Source organism: Buchnera aphidicola (Melanaphis sacchari), assembly GCF_003096055.1.
GTDB classification, from domain to species: domain Bacteria; phylum Pseudomonadota; class Gammaproteobacteria; order Enterobacterales; family Enterobacteriaceae; genus Buchnera; species Buchnera aphidicola_P.
On the sequence record NZ_CP029161.1, the window covers coordinates 217,046 to 234,744 of the forward strand.

The 17,699-nt window shown below is 24.6% G+C and carries 13 protein-coding genes; 8 read left to right on the forward strand and 5 right to left on the reverse strand.

The genetic code is table 11. The features are described from left to right. The first annotated feature begins 33 nt into the window (after nucleotides 1-33). The 5 genes from rbfA to DD681_RS01185 all read left to right on the forward strand — a co-directional run bounded on the left by rbfA (nucleotide 34) and on the right by DD681_RS01185 (nucleotide 6,260). Entirely contained in the window at nucleotides 34-390 is a 357-nt protein-coding gene (rbfA, locus tag DD681_RS01165; RefSeq protein WP_158341190.1) for a 30S ribosome-binding factor RbfA, read from the forward strand. Between the two features lie 27 nt (nucleotides 391-417). Then, the gene (gene truB / locus DD681_RS01170) at nucleotides 418-1,356 is read left to right on the forward strand and encodes a tRNA pseudouridine(55) synthase TruB (RefSeq protein WP_158341191.1); all 939 of its coding nucleotides are present in this window, start codon (nucleotides 418-420) and stop codon (nucleotides 1,354-1,356) included. A gap of 104 nt (nucleotides 1,357-1,460) precedes the next feature. Next, a complete protein-coding gene (gene rpsO, locus DD681_RS01175; RefSeq protein ID WP_158341192.1) occupies nucleotides 1,461-1,730 on the forward strand; it encodes a 30S ribosomal protein S15 in 270 nt (89 codons plus the stop codon). A 243-nt stretch (nucleotides 1,731-1,973) separates the two neighbouring features. Next, nucleotides 1,974-4,052 (forward strand): polyribonucleotide nucleotidyltransferase, encoded by a 2,079-nt coding sequence (gene pnp, locus DD681_RS01180; protein WP_158341193.1) that lies wholly within the window; start codon nucleotides 1,974-1,976, stop codon nucleotides 4,050-4,052. 408 nt (nucleotides 4,053-4,460) lie between these two features. Further along, on the forward strand, nucleotides 4,461-6,260 hold the full coding sequence (locus tag DD681_RS01185) for a DEAD/DEAH box helicase (protein ID WP_158341194.1): 1,800 nt from the start codon (nucleotides 4,461-4,463) through the stop codon (nucleotides 6,258-6,260). 43 nt (nucleotides 6,261-6,303) lie between these two features. Here the strand turns inward: DD681_RS01185 and DD681_RS01190 are convergent, their stop codons facing one another. The 4 genes from DD681_RS01190 to argF all read right to left on the reverse strand — a co-directional run bounded on the left by DD681_RS01190 (nucleotide 6,304) and on the right by argF (nucleotide 9,277). After that, a complete protein-coding gene (locus tag DD681_RS01190) occupies nucleotides 6,304-6,693 on the reverse strand; it encodes a Rid family detoxifying hydrolase (protein WP_158341195.1) in 390 nt (129 codons plus the stop codon). 60 nt (nucleotides 6,694-6,753) lie between these two features. Further along, entirely contained in the window at nucleotides 6,754-7,209 is a 456-nt protein-coding gene (gene pyrI / locus DD681_RS01195; protein WP_158341196.1) for an aspartate carbamoyltransferase regulatory subunit, read from the reverse strand. An 11-nt stretch (nucleotides 7,210-7,220) separates the two neighbouring features. Continuing rightward, nucleotides 7,221-8,153: an aspartate carbamoyltransferase gene (gene pyrB, locus DD681_RS01200; RefSeq protein WP_158341197.1), complete on the reverse strand. Its 933-nt coding sequence runs from the start codon at nucleotides 8,151-8,153 to the stop codon at nucleotides 7,221-7,223. Between the two features lie 110 nt (nucleotides 8,154-8,263). Then, nucleotides 8,264-9,277 carry an ornithine carbamoyltransferase gene (gene argF / locus DD681_RS01205; protein ID WP_158341198.1) on the reverse strand — a complete coding sequence of 338 codons (1,014 nt, stop codon included), beginning with the start codon at nucleotides 9,275-9,277 and terminating at the stop codon, nucleotides 8,264-8,266. 214 nt (nucleotides 9,278-9,491) lie between these two features. On the opposite strand from argF, the gene DD681_RS01210 reads away from it, so the two are divergent. The 3 genes from DD681_RS01210 (at nucleotide 9,492) to DD681_RS01220 (ending at nucleotide 14,927) form a co-directional block, all read left to right on the forward strand. After that, the gene (locus DD681_RS01210) at nucleotides 9,492-10,991 is read left to right on the forward strand and encodes a leucyl aminopeptidase (protein ID WP_158341199.1); all 1,500 of its coding nucleotides are present in this window, start codon (nucleotides 9,492-9,494) and stop codon (nucleotides 10,989-10,991) included. 63 nt (nucleotides 10,992-11,054) lie between these two features. Then, the gene (locus tag DD681_RS01215; RefSeq protein ID WP_158341200.1) at nucleotides 11,055-13,928 is read left to right on the forward strand and encodes a valine--tRNA ligase; all 2,874 of its coding nucleotides are present in this window, start codon (nucleotides 11,055-11,057) and stop codon (nucleotides 13,926-13,928) included. Nucleotides 13,929-13,991: 63 nt separating this feature from the next. Next, on the forward strand, nucleotides 13,992-14,927 hold the full coding sequence (locus tag DD681_RS01220; protein WP_158341201.1) for a rhodanese-related sulfurtransferase: 936 nt from the start codon (nucleotides 13,992-13,994) through the stop codon (nucleotides 14,925-14,927). Nucleotides 14,928-14,987: 60 nt separating this feature from the next. On the opposite strand, the gene DD681_RS01225 is transcribed toward DD681_RS01220, so the two are convergent. Further along, the gene (locus tag DD681_RS01225; RefSeq protein ID WP_158341202.1) at nucleotides 14,988-16,769 is read right to left on the reverse strand and encodes an ATP-binding cassette domain-containing protein; all 1,782 of its coding nucleotides are present in this window, start codon (nucleotides 16,767-16,769) and stop codon (nucleotides 14,988-14,990) included. Nucleotides 16,770-17,699 lie beyond the last annotated feature (930 nt).

The following is a 17,699-nucleotide window of genomic DNA, read 5'->3' on the forward strand; positions in this document are numbered from 1 at the left end:
TTTTAAAAATATTATAGATCTGGTAATAACATTATGGAAAAATTATTTAGTCGGTCTTCTCGAATTGCTCCGGAACTGCAAAAAAATATTGCTATCATAATACATTCGTATCTTAAAGACCCTCGTATCAAAACAATTATCACGGTTTCTGAAGTGAGAGTATCTAAAGATTTGTCCTACGCTCAAGTATTTATTAGTTTTTTAGAAAAGGACGATAGTTTGAATGTCAAAAAAATATTATTTTTATTAAACAAAGCTTCTGGTTATATTCGAAAATTATTATGCAAAAAAATGAAATTAAGAATTATACCAAACATTTCTTTTTGTTATGATAATTCTTTTTTTTATGGAAAAAAAATATCTTCTTTATTAAATCAAATAAGAAAATAATATTAATTTATGAATAAGGATAAGTTAATGGTTATCCATAAAAAACGCAATGTTCATGGATTTTTATTATTAGACAAACCTAAAGGTGTCTCTTCTAATAATATTTTACAAAAAATTAAAAAAGTTTTTTATGCAAAGAAAGCAGGTTATATTGGAACATTAGATCCATTAGCTACTGGTATATTACCTATTTGTTTTGGAAAATGTACAAAATTATCTCATGATTTGAATCAATTTGATAAAAAATATAGTGTGATTGCTAAATTTGGAGAAACAACCTCTACAGCTGATTCAGAAGGAATTCTATTAAAAAAAAGATCAGTATTTTTTACTTTTTCTGATTTAGAAAATGCTTTACAAAAATTAACTGGGTCAATCAATCAAATACCACCAATGTACTCAGCGATTAAATACAATGGTATTCCTTTGTATAAATATGCAAGAAAAGGATTAAATATTTCCAGAAATTCAAGAAAAGTTTTTATACACAATTTCTATTTTATAGCTCAAAAAAAAAATTTAGTTAAATTGGAAGTGCATTGTTCTAAAGGAACTTATATTAGAACATTAATTGAAGACCTAGGAGAAATACTCAATTGTGGCGCTCATGTTATTGCATTGCGTCGATTACAAGTAGGACTATTTCCTTTTAATAGATTAGTAAGTGCTTCATATTTATTTAATATAATGTCTAAAAAAAAAATTTATGACTTAGATTTTTTTAAAAAAATAGATTCCTTTTTAATTTCTGCTAAGAATATAGTTTCTTTTTTTCCTAAGATATATCTTTCTACAAAAGAGTTATCTTTTTTTGTATCTGGAAAAAAAATTCATATTATATCTGAAATAAAAAATAGTTTAGTACAAGTATTTTCGAAAAAAAGCGGATATTTTATTAGTTTAGGAAAAATTATTTTTAATAAAAAAGTATTAATATTGCATCGTTTTATCTCTATAATAAACTGATTAAGTTAATATCTATTAAATTCAAGATTGCCATGATATTATTTTGAAATAATTTTATTGAATTTTAATTGGTTAAATATAATTTAAAATATATGGAGTATTAAATGTCTCTTAATGTAACTAATGTCAAAGAAACAATTAAAAAATATGGTAAAAATAATAAAGATAGTGGTAATACTGAAGTTCAAGTAGCATTATTAACATATCAAATTAATCATCTTCAATTGCACTTTTCTCAAAATAAGAAAGATCATTGTAGTCGCCGAGGTCTTTTAAATATGGTTTCCAAGCGTCGTAAATTATTAAATTATTTAAAGAAAAAAAATTTATCTCGTTATTCAATATTGATTAATAGTTTAAATTTAAGACGATAAGAAATTTTTAAAAAAATAAGATTTAAGAATTTAAATATTTTATATTAATTAATAAAAATATTTTTAAAGGGCTTCTTAGCCCTTTTTTTATAATTTTATTAAGATATTTTGTAAACGTAGTTAATAATTATTTTTTTAAATAAAAAATTTTATTTATAATTTATATATTAAAGATTTTGAATATTTTTTTTAAATAAAAAGATCACAATCATTAAAAATTAGTTTTATATTAAGGATATTATTTTGTTAAATCCCATTATACGTAAATTTCAATATGGACAGCATACAATTACTTTAGAAACTGGAACAATGGCGCGACAAGCAACAGCAGCTGTTATGGCGAGTATGGATGACACTGCAGTTTTTGTTACTGTTGTTGGAGAGAAAAAAGTTCGTTTAAATCAAAAATTTTTTCCATTAACAGTTAATTATCAAGAAAGAACTTATGCAGCAGGTCGAATACCTGGTGGTTTTTTTAGAAGAGAAGGTCGACCTAATGAAAATGAAATATTAACTGCTAGATTAATTGATAGACCAATTCGACCTTTATTTCCTAAAGGTTTTTTAAATGAAGTACAAATTATTGCTACAGTAGTATCAGTTAATCCACAAATTAATCCAGATATTGTTTCTATCATTGGTGCATCAGCTGCTTTAAGTTTATCAGGAATTCCATTTTATGGGCCAATTGGCGCTGCAAGAGTAGGTCTTATTGGCGATCAATATGTTTTAAATCCTTCTAGTGAGGATATGAAATCTAGTTTTTTAGATTTAGTAATATCTGGAACTCAAAATGCTGTTCTTATGGTAGAGGCAGAATCAAAAATATTGAGTGAAGAAAAAATTCTTGGCGCAATTATGTTTGGTCACCAACAACAACAAGTAGTAATTAATAACATTCGTTCTTTGTCTAATGAAGCAAGTAAGTTACCTTGGGTGATATCTTATTCTGAAATTAACTCTGCATTAGAGTCAAGAATTTCAAAATTAGTTTATAAAGATATCAATTCTGCATATTTAATTTTTAATAAACAGGAACGATTTGAAAGGCTAAGCTCTATTAGAGAAGAATTAATTAAATTTCTTTCAAATGAAAATTCAAATATTGAAATATTAGAAATTGAAGAAATTTTACAAAAAATAGAAAAAAGCATTGTTCGTAAACGTATATTAAATAATGAAAATCGCATTGATGGTCGAGAAAAAAATATGATTCGCGCATTAGATGTAAGAACTGGTATTTTGCCTCGTACACATGGTTCTGCATTATTTACTAGAGGAGAAACTCAATCTTTAGCAGCTGTTACTTTAGGAACCTCGAGAGATGCGCAAAACTTAGATGAATTATTAGGAGATAAAACCGATAACTTTTTATTTCATTATAATTTTCCTCCATATTCTGTTGGAGAAATTGGAATAGTAGGTTCTCCAAAAAGACGTGAAATTGGGCACGGTCGTCTTGCAAAAAGAAGTCTTTTAGCAATTATGCCTAAATTAGATGATTTTCCGTACACTATTAGAATTGTTTCTGAAATAACTGAATCTAATGGTTCTTCTTCTATGGCATCTGTGTGTAGTGCATCTTTAGCATTAATGGATGCTGGGGTTCCTATTAAATCTGCTGTAGCTGGCATTTCCATGGGTTTAGTGAAAGAAGGTGATAGATATGTATTACTTTCGGATATTTTAGGTGACGAAGATCATTTGGGAGATATGGATTTTAAAGTTGCTGGTACAGAAAAAGGAATTACTGCCTTGCAAATGGACATAAAAATTGAAGGCATAACTAATCGAATTATGAGATCAGCTCTGATTGAAGCAAAAGCTGCTCGATTACATATTTTGAGTGTTATGAAGCAAGCCTTAAGCAAGCCTAGAAATGAAATTTCTGAATTTGCACCTCGTATTCATACAATTAAAATTAATCCTGAAAAAATTAAAGATGTTATTGGAAAAGGAGGTTCAGTGATTCGAATGTTAACAGAAGAAACAGGGACTATAATTGAAATAGAAGATGATGGAACGGTAAAAATATCAGCTTCAATTAGAGAGAAAGCAAAAAATGCCATTCGAAGAATTCAAGAAATTACAGCTGAAATTGAAGTAGGTCAAATTTATTCCGGAAAGGTAACTCGTATAGTTGATTTTGGTGCTTTTATTTCAATAGGTGTCGGTAAAGAAGGTCTTGTTCATATTTCTCAGATTTCTCATAAAAGAGTAGAAAAAGTAACTGATTATTTAAAAATTAATCAAGTTATATCAGTAAAAGTTTTGGAAATTGATCGTCAAGGACGCTTACGGTTGAGTATTAAAGAAGTATAATTTTTTATTATTTTTTATAAATCTATAAATAATTTTTTTATTTGGTATAATTAATTTTATAATTTTTTTAAATATAAATTTTATAAATAAAAAATAGATTTATTTTGTCGCAAATAGTAAAATGTACTCATTACATAAAAATATAACTTATTTATAAAATTTAATGTAATTTTTATAATTTAATAAAAATTTCTAATTTATTTATTTTATAAATATTTTAATTAAATTTTAAAATATATTTTATGTAAAAAATTTTTAGTAATAATTAATAAATATTATTAATTTTTTAGTATATTTATTAGATCATTTAATTAGCGCCGGTTCACACCTTTCAATGAGAATAAATTCATATTTTCATAAATGAGCTATGTAGACTGGCCACTGTAACTATAAAGGCATATCTATTGCATGACTCATATTGAAAGCACGTTTTCTTTTCTTGGTTTAAATCCTTTTCTTATTAAATCTTTAAATGAAATGGGATATGTTAAACCATCTCCTATTCAATCATCTTGTATTCCTTTGCTATTAGCGGGAAAAGATGTATTAGGTATGGCACAAACAGGAAGCGGGAAAACAGCTGCCTTTTCATTGCCATTATTGCATAATATTAATGTTGATTTAAAATTTCCTCAAATTTTAGTTTTAGCTCCGACAAGAGAATTAGCGGTACAAGTTGCGGAAGCTTTTTCAGTTTTTTCTAAATATATGAAGGGTATAAATGTATTACCCTTATATGGAGGTCAACGATATGAATTACAATTGCGTGCATTGCGACAAGGCCCCCAAATTGTTGTAGGTACCCCAGGACGGTTATTAGACCATTTAAAAAGAGGTACTCTTAATCTTTCTAATTTACATTCATTGGTTTTAGATGAAGCTGATGAAATGTTACGCATGGGTTTTATAGAAGACGTAGAAACAATAATGTCAAAAATACCTAAAGAACATCAAACTGCATTATTTTCAGCTACCATGCCTGAAGCAATACGTCGAATTTCTAAAAGATTTATGAAACAAGCGCAAGAAGTCAAGATACAATCTAATATTACTACGCGTCCTGATATTAAGCAGAGTTATTGGATGGTGTATGGGAAAAAAACTGATGCATTAATTCGTTTTTTAGAAGTAGAAGATTTTTCCGCAACTATTATTTTTGTAAAAACAAAAAATGCTACTCTAGAAGTTTCTGAGGCATTAGAACGAAATGGTTATAATAGCGCTGCTTTAAATGGTGATATGAATCAAGCCCTACGTGAACAAACATTAGAGCGCTTGAAAAATGGTAGATTAGATATTTTAATTGCCACAGATGTTGCAGCACGTGGTTTAGATGTTGATCGCATTAGCTTTGTTATTAATTATGACATCCCAATGGATTCAGAATCTTATGTTCATCGTATAGGACGAACTGGTCGTGCAGGTCGTGCAGGTCGTGCATTATTATTCGTTGAATATCGTGAACGTCGGTTATTACGTAATATTGAGCGTACTATAAATCAATCTATTCCAGAAGTTCAATTACCTAATATTGAACTGTTATGCCAAAAGCGACTTGAGCAATTTTCTAAAAGAGTGCAGCAACAATTAGAAAGTAGAGATTTAAATGAATATATTGATTTATTAGATAAATTGTATTCTCCTAATGACGTAGATGTTAAAACTCTTGCTGCTGCTTTATTAAAAATGGCTCAAGGAGAACGTTCACTAATTATTAAAAAAGATTTGTTTAAACGACCATCTAAAGATTTTCGTCTTAAAAATGATCGTAGATATGAAGAAAATCGTAGTTATAGATTACGTCGTGATTATCGTAATGCAAAAGATATTGATTTATATCGTTTAGAAGTAGGTCGTAATGATGGTGTAGAAGTACGTCATATAGTTGGCGCTATTGCTAATGAAGCTAATATTAGTAGTCGTGATATTGGAAATATCAAACTTTTTTCTTCTTATACTCTTATTGAACTACCTAAATCTTTATCTCAAGATTTATTTAAAAGTTTAATAAGAACTAAAATATTAAATAAATCTATAAATATAAAATTGTTAAGAAATGTCAAAAGTTATGATAACAGAAAGAATAATCGCACAGTTTTAAGTAAAGAAAAAAATTATAAGCGTCGATTTTCTGAAATTAATTCAAATCAGTCTAACAATGTTAAAAATGAATTAAAAAAGTCATTTTTTAGACGAAAAAATATCTAGTTTTTTTATGCCGCTTTGCGGCATATTGAACGCATTTAAGTATTTATTTATTTTTTATTGCTATTGCTTCTATTTCTATCTTTACGTTTTTTGGTAATTCTCGGACTTCTACACAAGATCTTGCAGGGTAAAATGATTGATTATCTGTAAAAAATTTTTCATATATCTCATTAATTATTTGAATTTTTTTCAAATGAGTAGTAAAAATTGTTATTTTAACAATATCTTTCATTTGATAATTTGCTTTTAAAATAATTGATTTTATATTTGTTAATACAACATGTGTTTGTTCTGAGATATTATTTGGTATACAACCAGATCTTACATCTATCGGTATTTGTCCAGATATAAATAAAAAATTATTCTTCATTATTCCTTGAGAATAAGGACCAATAGGTTTTGGTGCTTTTTTAGTTGTAATTATACGACTCATACATCACCGTTTTAATGACTAAGTGTAAAATTAAGTGTTATAAATTTTAAATACTTAAGATTATAAAACTATATTTTTAGAAAATTCTTTTTCACAGTATTGACATTTTAAATTAATATTATTTTGTGCATCTTTTTTGAAAATAAAGCTAGAAGTCGTAAAATTATTATGACTAATACAGTTACTATTTGGGCAAACTAAAATACGATCAATTTTTTCAGGTAAAGAAGGAAATGCTTTTCCCACTAAATTATATTTATGAATATAATTAACTGTTGCACAAGGAGCATAAATAGCTAGCTGATTAATTTGGTCATTACTTAAAAAACTATTTTCGATTTTTATAATGTCTTTTTTTCCTAGTTTTTTTGATGGTAAATTTAAACCAATGGTAATACGTTTTTCTGTTTCTGTAAATCTAAATAAAGAAAGTAATTTAAAACCAATATGTGCGGGTATATGATCAATAACGCTTCCAGATTTGATAGCTTCTACTTGTAATTTATTTATTTGCATATTTTATTTTTTTAAAAAATATTTTTTATTAGTACTAATGATAAGATTGCTTGACGAGCATAAATTCCATTTTCAGCTTGTTTAAAATACCAAGCATAGGGAGTAGTATCAACATTTTTTTCGATTTCGTCTATTCGCGGAAGAGGATGTAATATTTTTAAATTACTACGAGCTTTTTTTAAAGTAGAAAGACAAAGTATAAATTTTGATTTAGCATTCGCGTATTCAGTTGAATCTAGTCTTTCTTTTTGTACTCGAGTCATATATAAAATATCAATTTTAGAAATTATTTCTTCTATACTTTTGCATCGTTTCCAAGTAATTTTTTTTTTATCAAGCATATCATTAATATGATTTGGCATAATTAAAGCATCAGGTGAAATAAAGAAAAATTGGTTATTTTTATACTTAGCCAACGCTTGCGTTAATGAATGCACTGTTCGTCCATATTTTAAGTCGCCAACCATAGCTATATTTAAATGATCTAGTCTAGTTTGCGTTTCTTGAATAGTAAAAAGATCTAAAAGCGTTTGTGTTGGATGTTGATTCGCACCATCTCCAGCATTAAATACTGGTGTATTATTAGAGAATTCTGCAGCTAATCGTGCAGCTCCTTCTTGTGGATGTCTAATGATAATAGCATCTGCGTATGCACTTATTACTGATATGGTATCTGCTAATGTTTCTCCTTTTTTTCCTAAGGAAAGGTTATTTCCATCAGAAAATCCTATTATAGATGCTCCTAGGCGATAAATAGCTGTTTCGAATGATAAACGAGTTCTTGTTGATGCTTCAAAAAAACAGCTTGCAATAATTTTATTTTTTAATAACGTAGGTTGTTGTTTTTTTTTAAGAATTGCAGATTTTTTTAATACTAATTCTAATTCATCTCGATTAAGATCATTTATTGAAATAATATTTTTTTTATATAAAGGATTGTTCAACTCTTTTTCCTTTTTTATCGTGAAAAAGATAGTTTAAATGAAATATTATCTGAAAAATGTGACAAATATAATTTTTTTTAATATTTTTTATATTATTAATTATATAATTATTAAAAATTAACTTTTTCTAAGAGACTTGATAAAATAATAGCTTTTATCGTATGTAGTCTATTTTCTGCTTGTTCAAAAATAGTTTTTTCATGTTTTTCAAAAATTTCATGTGTAATTTCCATTCCACTTTTTAATCCATATTTTTTTAATATTTTTTTTCCTATATCTGTTTTATTATCATGTAAAGCTGGAAGACAATGTAATATTTTTACTTCGGGGTTATTTGTCATATCAATCATAGCTTTATTAATTTGATAATTTTTTAATAATTTAATTCTTTTTTCCCAATATTCTTGAGGCTCTCCCATAGATACCCAAACATCAGTATAAATAAAATCTGCATTTTTAACGCCTTCTTGTATTTTTTCAGTACATATTATACTACCTTTATTTTTTTTAATTATATTTTGACATAAAGTGATTATTTCTTTATTTGGCCAAAATTCTTTAGGAGATACTAAATAAAAATTTAATCCCATAATCGACGCTGCTTCTAAAAAACTATTTCCTATATTATTACGAGCATCACCAACATATGCACATTTTATATCAGAAAATTTCTTTTTTGGAAAGATTTCGTGCATAGTTAATAAATCAGCAATTAATTGTGTTGGGTGAAATTTATCAGTTAATCCATTCCATATAGGAACTGTAGAATATTTTGATAAATTTTTTATTGTCTTATGATTACCTCGGTATTGAATACCATCATATAATCGACTAAGTACTTTAGCAGTATCTTCAATTGATTCTTTTGTTCCAAGATGTGTACTTCCAGGACCAAGGTAAGTTACGTGTGCTCCTTGATCAAATGCTGCTACTTCAAATGAGCATCGAGTACGAGTAGATTCTTTTTCAAAGATTAAAGCAATATTTTTATTTTTAAGTAATTTAATTTCTTGATTATTTTTTTTCATTTCTTTCACTTTTTTTGACAACCTAAGTAGTTGATTTAAATCGTATGAAGTGAAGTCTAATAATCTTAAAAAATGACGTTTATAAAAAGCATTCATGATGTAAATTCTCGCAAAATATATTTGAATACTATTAAAATAGCTCTTAAAAATATTATTATATAGTATATAATATTTTTTTATATTTAATTTTATTTTTTAGTAAAAAATTTTATTTATTTTTTAAATATTTATTTCAAAATATTTATAAATTTATAATAAAATCCACTATTTAAAATAAAAATTTTTTAATTATATGAAAAGAGAAAGTATTATGAAATTTTATATAAAAAAGTTTGTCTTAGAAAAAGAACAAACCGACTGTATAATAATTGGTATTTTTGAATCACATGATTTATTAGGCTCAGCTGATCACTTAAATAAATGTAGTAATAATTATATTGGTAATTTAATAAAATCTGGCGATATTGCAGGAAAAATAGGAGAAACATTATTATTGTACAATGTTCCCAATATTGTTTCTAAAAGAATATTACTCGTTGGCTGCGGAAAAATAAATAGTTTAAATAGATTTTATTTAAGAAAAATAGTAAAGAGTGCTATGCAAGTAATAAATAAAAATTCTATTAAAAATATTATTTTTTCTATTGGAGAAATTGGTACTAAAGAATTTAGTACGTATTGGTTTTTTAGAATAATAATTAGATCTATTAAAGAATTTTTGTATGATTTTTGTTTAATTAATAATATATTTAAAAATAGTATTAATTTAAATTCGATTTTTTTTAATCTTGATAATCTTCAAGATTTTGACATTGCAAATATTTCTTTAAAACATGCACTAGCTATCGATGATGGAATCATCGCATCTAGACAATTAAGTAATTTACCACCTAATGTTTGTAATCCTTTGTACTTATCTTTACAGGCTAAAAAATTATCTGAAAAATATAAGGATAATATTAATTTTTCATTGATTGATATCAAAAAAATGAATTCATTGGGAATGAACGCTTATGTAGCAGTTAGTCAAGGTTCTAAAAATAAGCCTTATATGTCTATTCTTAAATATTTTGGAAACAAAAAAAATAATAAAGTTATAGTTTTAATAGGAAAGGGGCTAACATTTGATTCGGGCGGCATATCTATTAAACCTGCTAAAAATATGCATGAAATGAAATATGATATGTGTGGTGCTTCAGCAGTTTATGGAACCTTAATCGCAGCTGCAAAACTTAATTTACCTTTAACTATTATAGGTGTATTAGCGGGTTGTGAAAATATGGTAGGAGGTAATTCTTTTAGACCAGGCGATGTGTTGACTACTATGTCTGGAAAAACAGTGGAAGTACTAAATACAGATGCTGAGGGTCGTTTAGTTTTATGTGATGTTTTAAAATATGTAGAACGTTTTTCCCCTCATTTTGTAATTGATATTGCAACGTTAACAGGAGCTTGTGTAGTAGCTTTAGGTAATAATGTTAGTGGTCTTTTTTCTAATAATGAAGATTTGTTTCGAGAACTTAAAAAAGCTTCAGAGCAAACAGATGATAAAATATGGCGTTTGCCTTTATTCAAAGAATATGAAAAAGAATTACATTCTAATATTGCTGACTTGTCAAATATTGGTACAGGAAAAGCAGGAGCTATAACAGCTGCTTATTTTTTATCAAAATTTTCAAAAAAATATAATTGGGCTCATTTAGATATTGCTGGAACTGCATGGAGTTCTAATCCAAAAAAAGGAGCTACTGGTCGCCCAGTCGAGCTTTTATCTCAATTTTTACTAAATCAGTCAGAATATAATTTTTAAAAAATTTATATTACATTTTTATTAATCAGAAATTTCAATTTTTTAATATAGAAAAGAGTTAAAATGGAAAAAATTTATAACCCTAAAGATATTGAAGAACGTTTATATAATTCTTGGGAAAAAAGTGGTTGTTTTCAGCCTAATAATAATTTAAATAAAAAATCTTTTTGCATTATGATGCCACCTCCAAATATTACAGGAAATTTACATATGGGGCACGCATTTCAACAAACTATTATGGATATATTAATTCGTTATCACCGAATGCAGGGAGATAATACATTATGGCAGGTTGGTACAGATCATGCTGGAATTGCGACTCAAATTTTAGTTGAACGTCAAATATATTCAAAAGAAAAAAAAACTAAAAAAGATTACACCAGAAATAAATTTATTGAAAAAATATGGTTGTGGAAAAAAAAATCTCATGACATTGTTACTAAACAAATGCGGCGTCTCGGAAATTCTGTTGATTGGGATCGAGAAAAGTTTACTTTAGATCCAGATATTTGTAAATCTGTTCAAGAAGCGTTTATTATTTTATATCAAGACAAGTTAATATATAGAAGAAAAAGATTAGTTCATTGGGATTCAATATTAGAAACTGTAATTTCAGATTTAGAAGTAGATCATCGTTTAACACCAGGAAAAAAGTGGTTTATTCGATATCCAATTATTAAAAATAAACAATTTTTATCTAATGAAATTAAATATTTAATAGTTGCAACGACAAGACCTGAAACTATATTGGGAGATGTAGCTTTAGCTGTAAATCCTAAAGATTCAAAGTATAATCAGTTTATTGGTCAATTTGTTATGTGTCCAATAGTAAACAGAATTATTCCTATAATTGGCGATGAACATGCAGATTTAAAAAAAGATACTGGTTGCGTTAAAATTACTCCTGCTCATAATTTTGATGATTATAAAGTAGGTTTACGTCATAAATTACCAATAATTAATATTTTAAATTTTAATGGAACAATTAAACAACAATTAGAAATTTATGATTATAAAGGCAGGGAATCTGATATTTATAGTTTTTTTATTCCAGATTATTTAAAAAATTTAGATGTTTTAATTGCTCGTAAAAAAATTGTTTCTGAAGTAGAAAAACTGGGTTTTTTAGAAAAGGTGCAAAAATGTGATATTTTAATTCCTTATAGTGAAAGAAGTGGCGCTATTATAGAGCCTATATTAACTAATCAATGGTATTTAAAAACTTATGATTTAGCTAAATTAGCAATTAATGCTGTAAAGGAAAAAAAAATTCAGTTCTTTCCTTCTCAATATGAGAGTATGTATTTTTCTTGGATGAATAACATTGAAGATTGGTGCATTTCAAGGCAATTATGGTGGGGTCATCGCATTCCAGTTTGGTATGATAATAAAAACAATGAAGTATATGTTGGTCGCAATGAAAAAGAGATACGTCAAAAATATAATGTACAAAACGATATTAAACTTGTTCAAGATAATGATGTTTTAGATACATGGTTTTCTTCTAGTTTATGGACATTTTCAACATTAGGATGGCCTAAAAAAACGGATTATTTAAAAGTTTTTCATCCAACTAATGTTTTAATAAGTGGTTTTGATATTATATTTTTTTGGATTGCAAGAATGATTATGCTTACAATGTACTTTATTAAAGATTCTCAAGGAAATCCTCAAGTTCCCTTTAAGTGTGTTTATATAACAGGCTTGATACGTGACGAACAGGGAAATAAAATGTCAAAATCAAAAGGCAATGTAATTGATCCCATTGATATGATTGATGGTATTTCATTAGATAAGTTAATTCAAAAAAGAACAAAAAATTTATTGCAACCTCATTTTTTAAACAAAATACAGGAAAGAACTATAAAACAATTTCCTAATGGAATTGAAGGTGCAGGAACAGATGCATTGCGTTTTACTTTTGCAGCTCTTGCATCTAATACACGAGATATTCAATGGGATATGAATAGATTAAAAGGATATCGTAATTTTTGCAATAAGCTTTGGAATGCAAGTCGTTTTGTTTTAATAAATACAAAGAATCATTGTTTTTCTAATTTTACTATTGATAATAAAATGTTATTTGTAAATAAGTGGATATTAATAGAATGTAATAAAACTATAAAATTATATAGAAATGCATTAGATACATATCGTTTCGATATAGCAGCAAATTTATTATATGATTTTACGTGGAATATTTTTTGTGATTGGTACTTAGAATTTTCAAAATTAATTTTTAAATTTTATTCAGAAAAAGATATATATTGTACTAAAAATATTTTAATCTATGTTTTGGAATTATTATTGAGATTATCACATCCTATTATTCCATTTATTAGTGAATTTATTTGGAAACGTTTAAAAGATATTAATAATGAAAAAACAATTATGCTGCAATCTTTTCCTAAATATAATAACAAAATATTTGATGAAGAAGTGCTATTAAATATGGACTGGATAAAAAAAATTATTATTTTTTTAAGAAACACTAGAAATAAAATGAATTTTTCTCGAACAAAGTTACTACCATTGCTGTTTGTTAATATACATCCTAAAAAAGAAAAAATTATTTTAGAAAATATATTTTTTTTAAAAAAAATAGCTTTTTTAGATAAAATAGAAATTTTATCTAAAAATTATAATAAATCCTTACTATCTATTAAAAAAATTATTGATGGATCTGAAGTTATTATTCCTATATCTGAAATAAAAGATAAAAAGATTGATTTAGAACGTTTAATTAAAGAAATAAGTAAAATAAAATCACAAATTTTTTCGTTAAAAGAAAAGGTTTTAAATCAAAAATTTTTAAAATTTGCTCCTAAAAATATAATTTTTAGAGAACAAGAAAGATTAACTAACTTAAAAAAAACGTATTTAAAATTATGTGAACAAAAAAAATATTTTCATAAAGATTTTAAAAAAGAAAAATAGAATAATTTTGGTTTAAATTTTTATATTGATATTTTAGTTATTAAAAAATTAAAAGGATATATTATGTCAAACTTATGTAATCGTTATTCTAAGAGTCAGTTAAAAAAAAATATATTTAGTATTAAAGAGCGTCGATTAATACTTTCTTTTTATAAATATTTTTCAATTAAAGATCCTCAATATTACAGAGATGAAATTTATAAATTTTTTTTTAAAAATAATGTTTTAGGTAGAGTTTATATATCATATGAAGGTATAAATGCTCAAATTAGTATTCTTAAAAATTTTTATTTCTCTATGAAAAATTTTTTGTATAATTTTGATTCTGAATTAAATAATTTACGAATTAATGAAGCTTTAAGTCATGATAAAAATGCATTTTGGGTACTCTCCGTTAAAGTAAAAAAATATATTGTTAATGACGGTATCAGTAATCCATCATTTAATCTTAAAAAAGTTGGAACGTATATCAAAGCAAAAGAAGTAAATAATATGTTAAATGAAGGCGAAGCTTTATTTGTTGACATGAGAAATTCTTATGAATACAAAATAGGTCATTTTCAAAATGCGATAGAAGTTAAAAGTAAAACTTTCCGAGAACAACTAAAAAAAGTAGTAAAATTAATTGAATATGCTAAAAATAAAAAAATAGTAATGTATTGTACAGGTGGAATTCGTTGCGAAAAAGCTACTGCTTGGATGATATTTAATGGATTTAAATATATATATCATTTAGACGGAGGAATAATTGGTTATGTAAATGATGCTAAAAACAACGGATTACCTATTTATTTTAAGGGTAGTAATTTTGTTTTTGATAATCGTATGAGCGAAAAGGTATCAAATGATATTATATCTTTTTGTAAACAATGTAATCAACCTTCAAACAGATATACAAACTGTAAGTTTAATCTATGTCATTTACTTTTTATTCAATGTGACAATTGTCAAAGATTTTTTAAAAATTGTTGTTCTGTAAATTGTATGGAACATATTTAATATTTTTAAAAAAATAAAATTATTTAAATCTTTTAATATATTTTATAAAAAATAAATTTTTTATAATTTTTCTTCTAAGCTTTCCCAATATATTATTTTTTTTTCTAATTTTTGTTCTTCTTCATTTAATTTTTTTAAAATGGGCAACTGATCGTTAATATTTTTTTTAAAAAAATTAGGTTCATTTGTTTTTTTTTGCAAAATTATTATATTTTTTTCTATATTTTCTATTTTATTTAATGTTTTTTCTAATTCTTTTTTTATATTTTTTTTGTAAAGCAACAATAAAGGTATATTATTTTTTTTGTTTTTTAATAAAGATTTTTTTTGTTTTTTTTGTGTTTTTTTTTCTTCAAAGGAATAATCAAGTTTTTCAATATGTTTTGTTATTAATCCATTACCTTTAAAAAACCAGTATTTATTTACTGTTTTATGAATAAAATATCTGTCATGACTGACTATGAAAACTGTTCCTAAATATTGCATAATAATTTTTTCTAATAATTCTAAACTATTTATATCTAAATCATTTGTAGGTTCGTCTAGAATTAAAACATTACTTGGTCTTAAAAAAATTTTTGCTAAAAGTAATCTATTACATTCTCCGCCAGATAGCGTTTTGACTAAACGTCGTAGTTGATTTGGTTGAAATAAAAATTTTTTTAAATATCCTATTAAATTTTGTTCTTTTCCATTTAATAAAAAAGTTTCTTTTCCGTGATCAATATTTTCAATAATAGATTTTTCCGGATTTAATTCTGATCGATCTTGTTTAAAATACGCTATTTTGATATCTTTTCTATGATAAATGTTTCCGCTTTTTACACTTTTTTCTCCCGTGATTATTTCTAACATAGTGCTTTTTCCAGAACCATTGCTTCCAATTAATCCTATTTTTTCTCCATATTGTATTATTTCAGAAAAATTTTTAATAATTTTTTTATCTTTTATATTAAAACTTATATTTTTTAATTCAAATGTTATTTTTCCAGAATATTCTTTAATTTGATTAATTTCAATTTTATTTAAATTTTCTATTTTTTTATAGTTATTTTTTTCTTTACGTAACTTTTCTAAAAATTTTACTCTGCCTTCGTTTCTTGTACTACGCGCTTTAATTCCTTTTCGAATCCATTTTTCTTCTTTTTTTAATGTATAATCAAATAATTTTTTATGAATTTTTTCTATTTTTTTTTCTTTTCTTTTTAAACTGATATATCTTTCGTAATCTCCTGGAAAAGAATTTAACTTTCCTCGATCTAAATCAATAATCCTCGTACATATATTTTGAATAAAAGCTCTATCGTGTGATACAAATAATACACTTCCAGAAAATTTTTTTAAAAATTTTTCTAACCATTGAATAGTGTTAATATCTAAATGATTAGTAGGTTCATCAAGTAGCAATATATCAGGATTATCTATTATAGATGCTCCTAATAATACTTTTCTTAAAAAACCCCCAGATAATTCTGAAAGCAATTTATTTTTTTTTAATTTTAATTTTTCAATAATTTTTTCTATTTCTATTATTTTATTAAAATTTTTTGTTTTTTTATCTTTTTTAAAAATTTTTCTTTTAAAGAAATCATATGTAGAAATATTTAAATTTTCTGGATTTTTTTGGTTTAAATAAGATATTTTTATGTTTTTTTTATACGTGATATAACCATTGTCTAAATCTTGTTTTTTATTGATAATTTTTAATAGCGTAGATTTTCCAGATCCATTTTTTCCAGTCAAACAAATTCGTTCATTCGCTTCAATAAATAGTTTTTCATCGATTAAGATTTCTAAATCACTAAATGTCAAAGAAGCGTTTTGCATACTAATTAAAGTCATAAATATCTCTTTCTTTAATTTAAATATATTTTATTAACTAAGAATGTGATATTTTTTATTTAAATAACTTTTTATATTAAATAAAATCAATAATATTTTTTTCATGATAAATATTATCACATTATATTTATAATATTTAAGATAATTAATTATTTTTTTTATATTTTTAAAAATATTGTATACTTTAATAGATATTTTTTATTATTTTATGACGTCATGCATTTTAATTATGCATAAAAAAATTCTATTTTTTAAATTTTTTTATTTAAATATATAAAATCAGATAATTAATTTTCACTTTTTTATACACTAAACTAGAAATTAATATTTTATATGTTTCATTAAATTTATTTTTTAGAGTATTTAAATTGCATTTTTAAATTTAATTAAATTTATTGTATAATTTTTTAATTTGTTTTTATATTTATTTCAATATTACTCGTATTATAAAATGTTTTATTAAAAAACTATAAAGAGAGGTTTTTATATCAACTTTAAAAATTTTTTATTAAAAGATTAAAAATATACTATTTTTTTAATAAAATCTTTGTTTTAATTTAAAACAATAGATATCATATTTATATGATAACATGTTATAAATATATCGTTTATGAAAATATTTAGATTATTTTAAAAATATTTTTTATATATACTAAATAACTATATTTTCATTATTAATGTTTTAAATAAGTTATTTATAAAAATATTATTTTTTTTAAAGTTAAATAAAAATGTTTTTTAAAAAAATATTAATTTAATTAACACCAATCTTTATTATAAAGATTATTAAGATTTTTATATAAATTTTTTATTAATAAAAAAAATTCCTAAAGAAATTTTATTTTGTACAAAGATTGTATATACAGGTACATCTATTTTTCTATGATTAAGGCTGTTTTTTAAAAATTTCAAAGAACTTTTATTAATAAG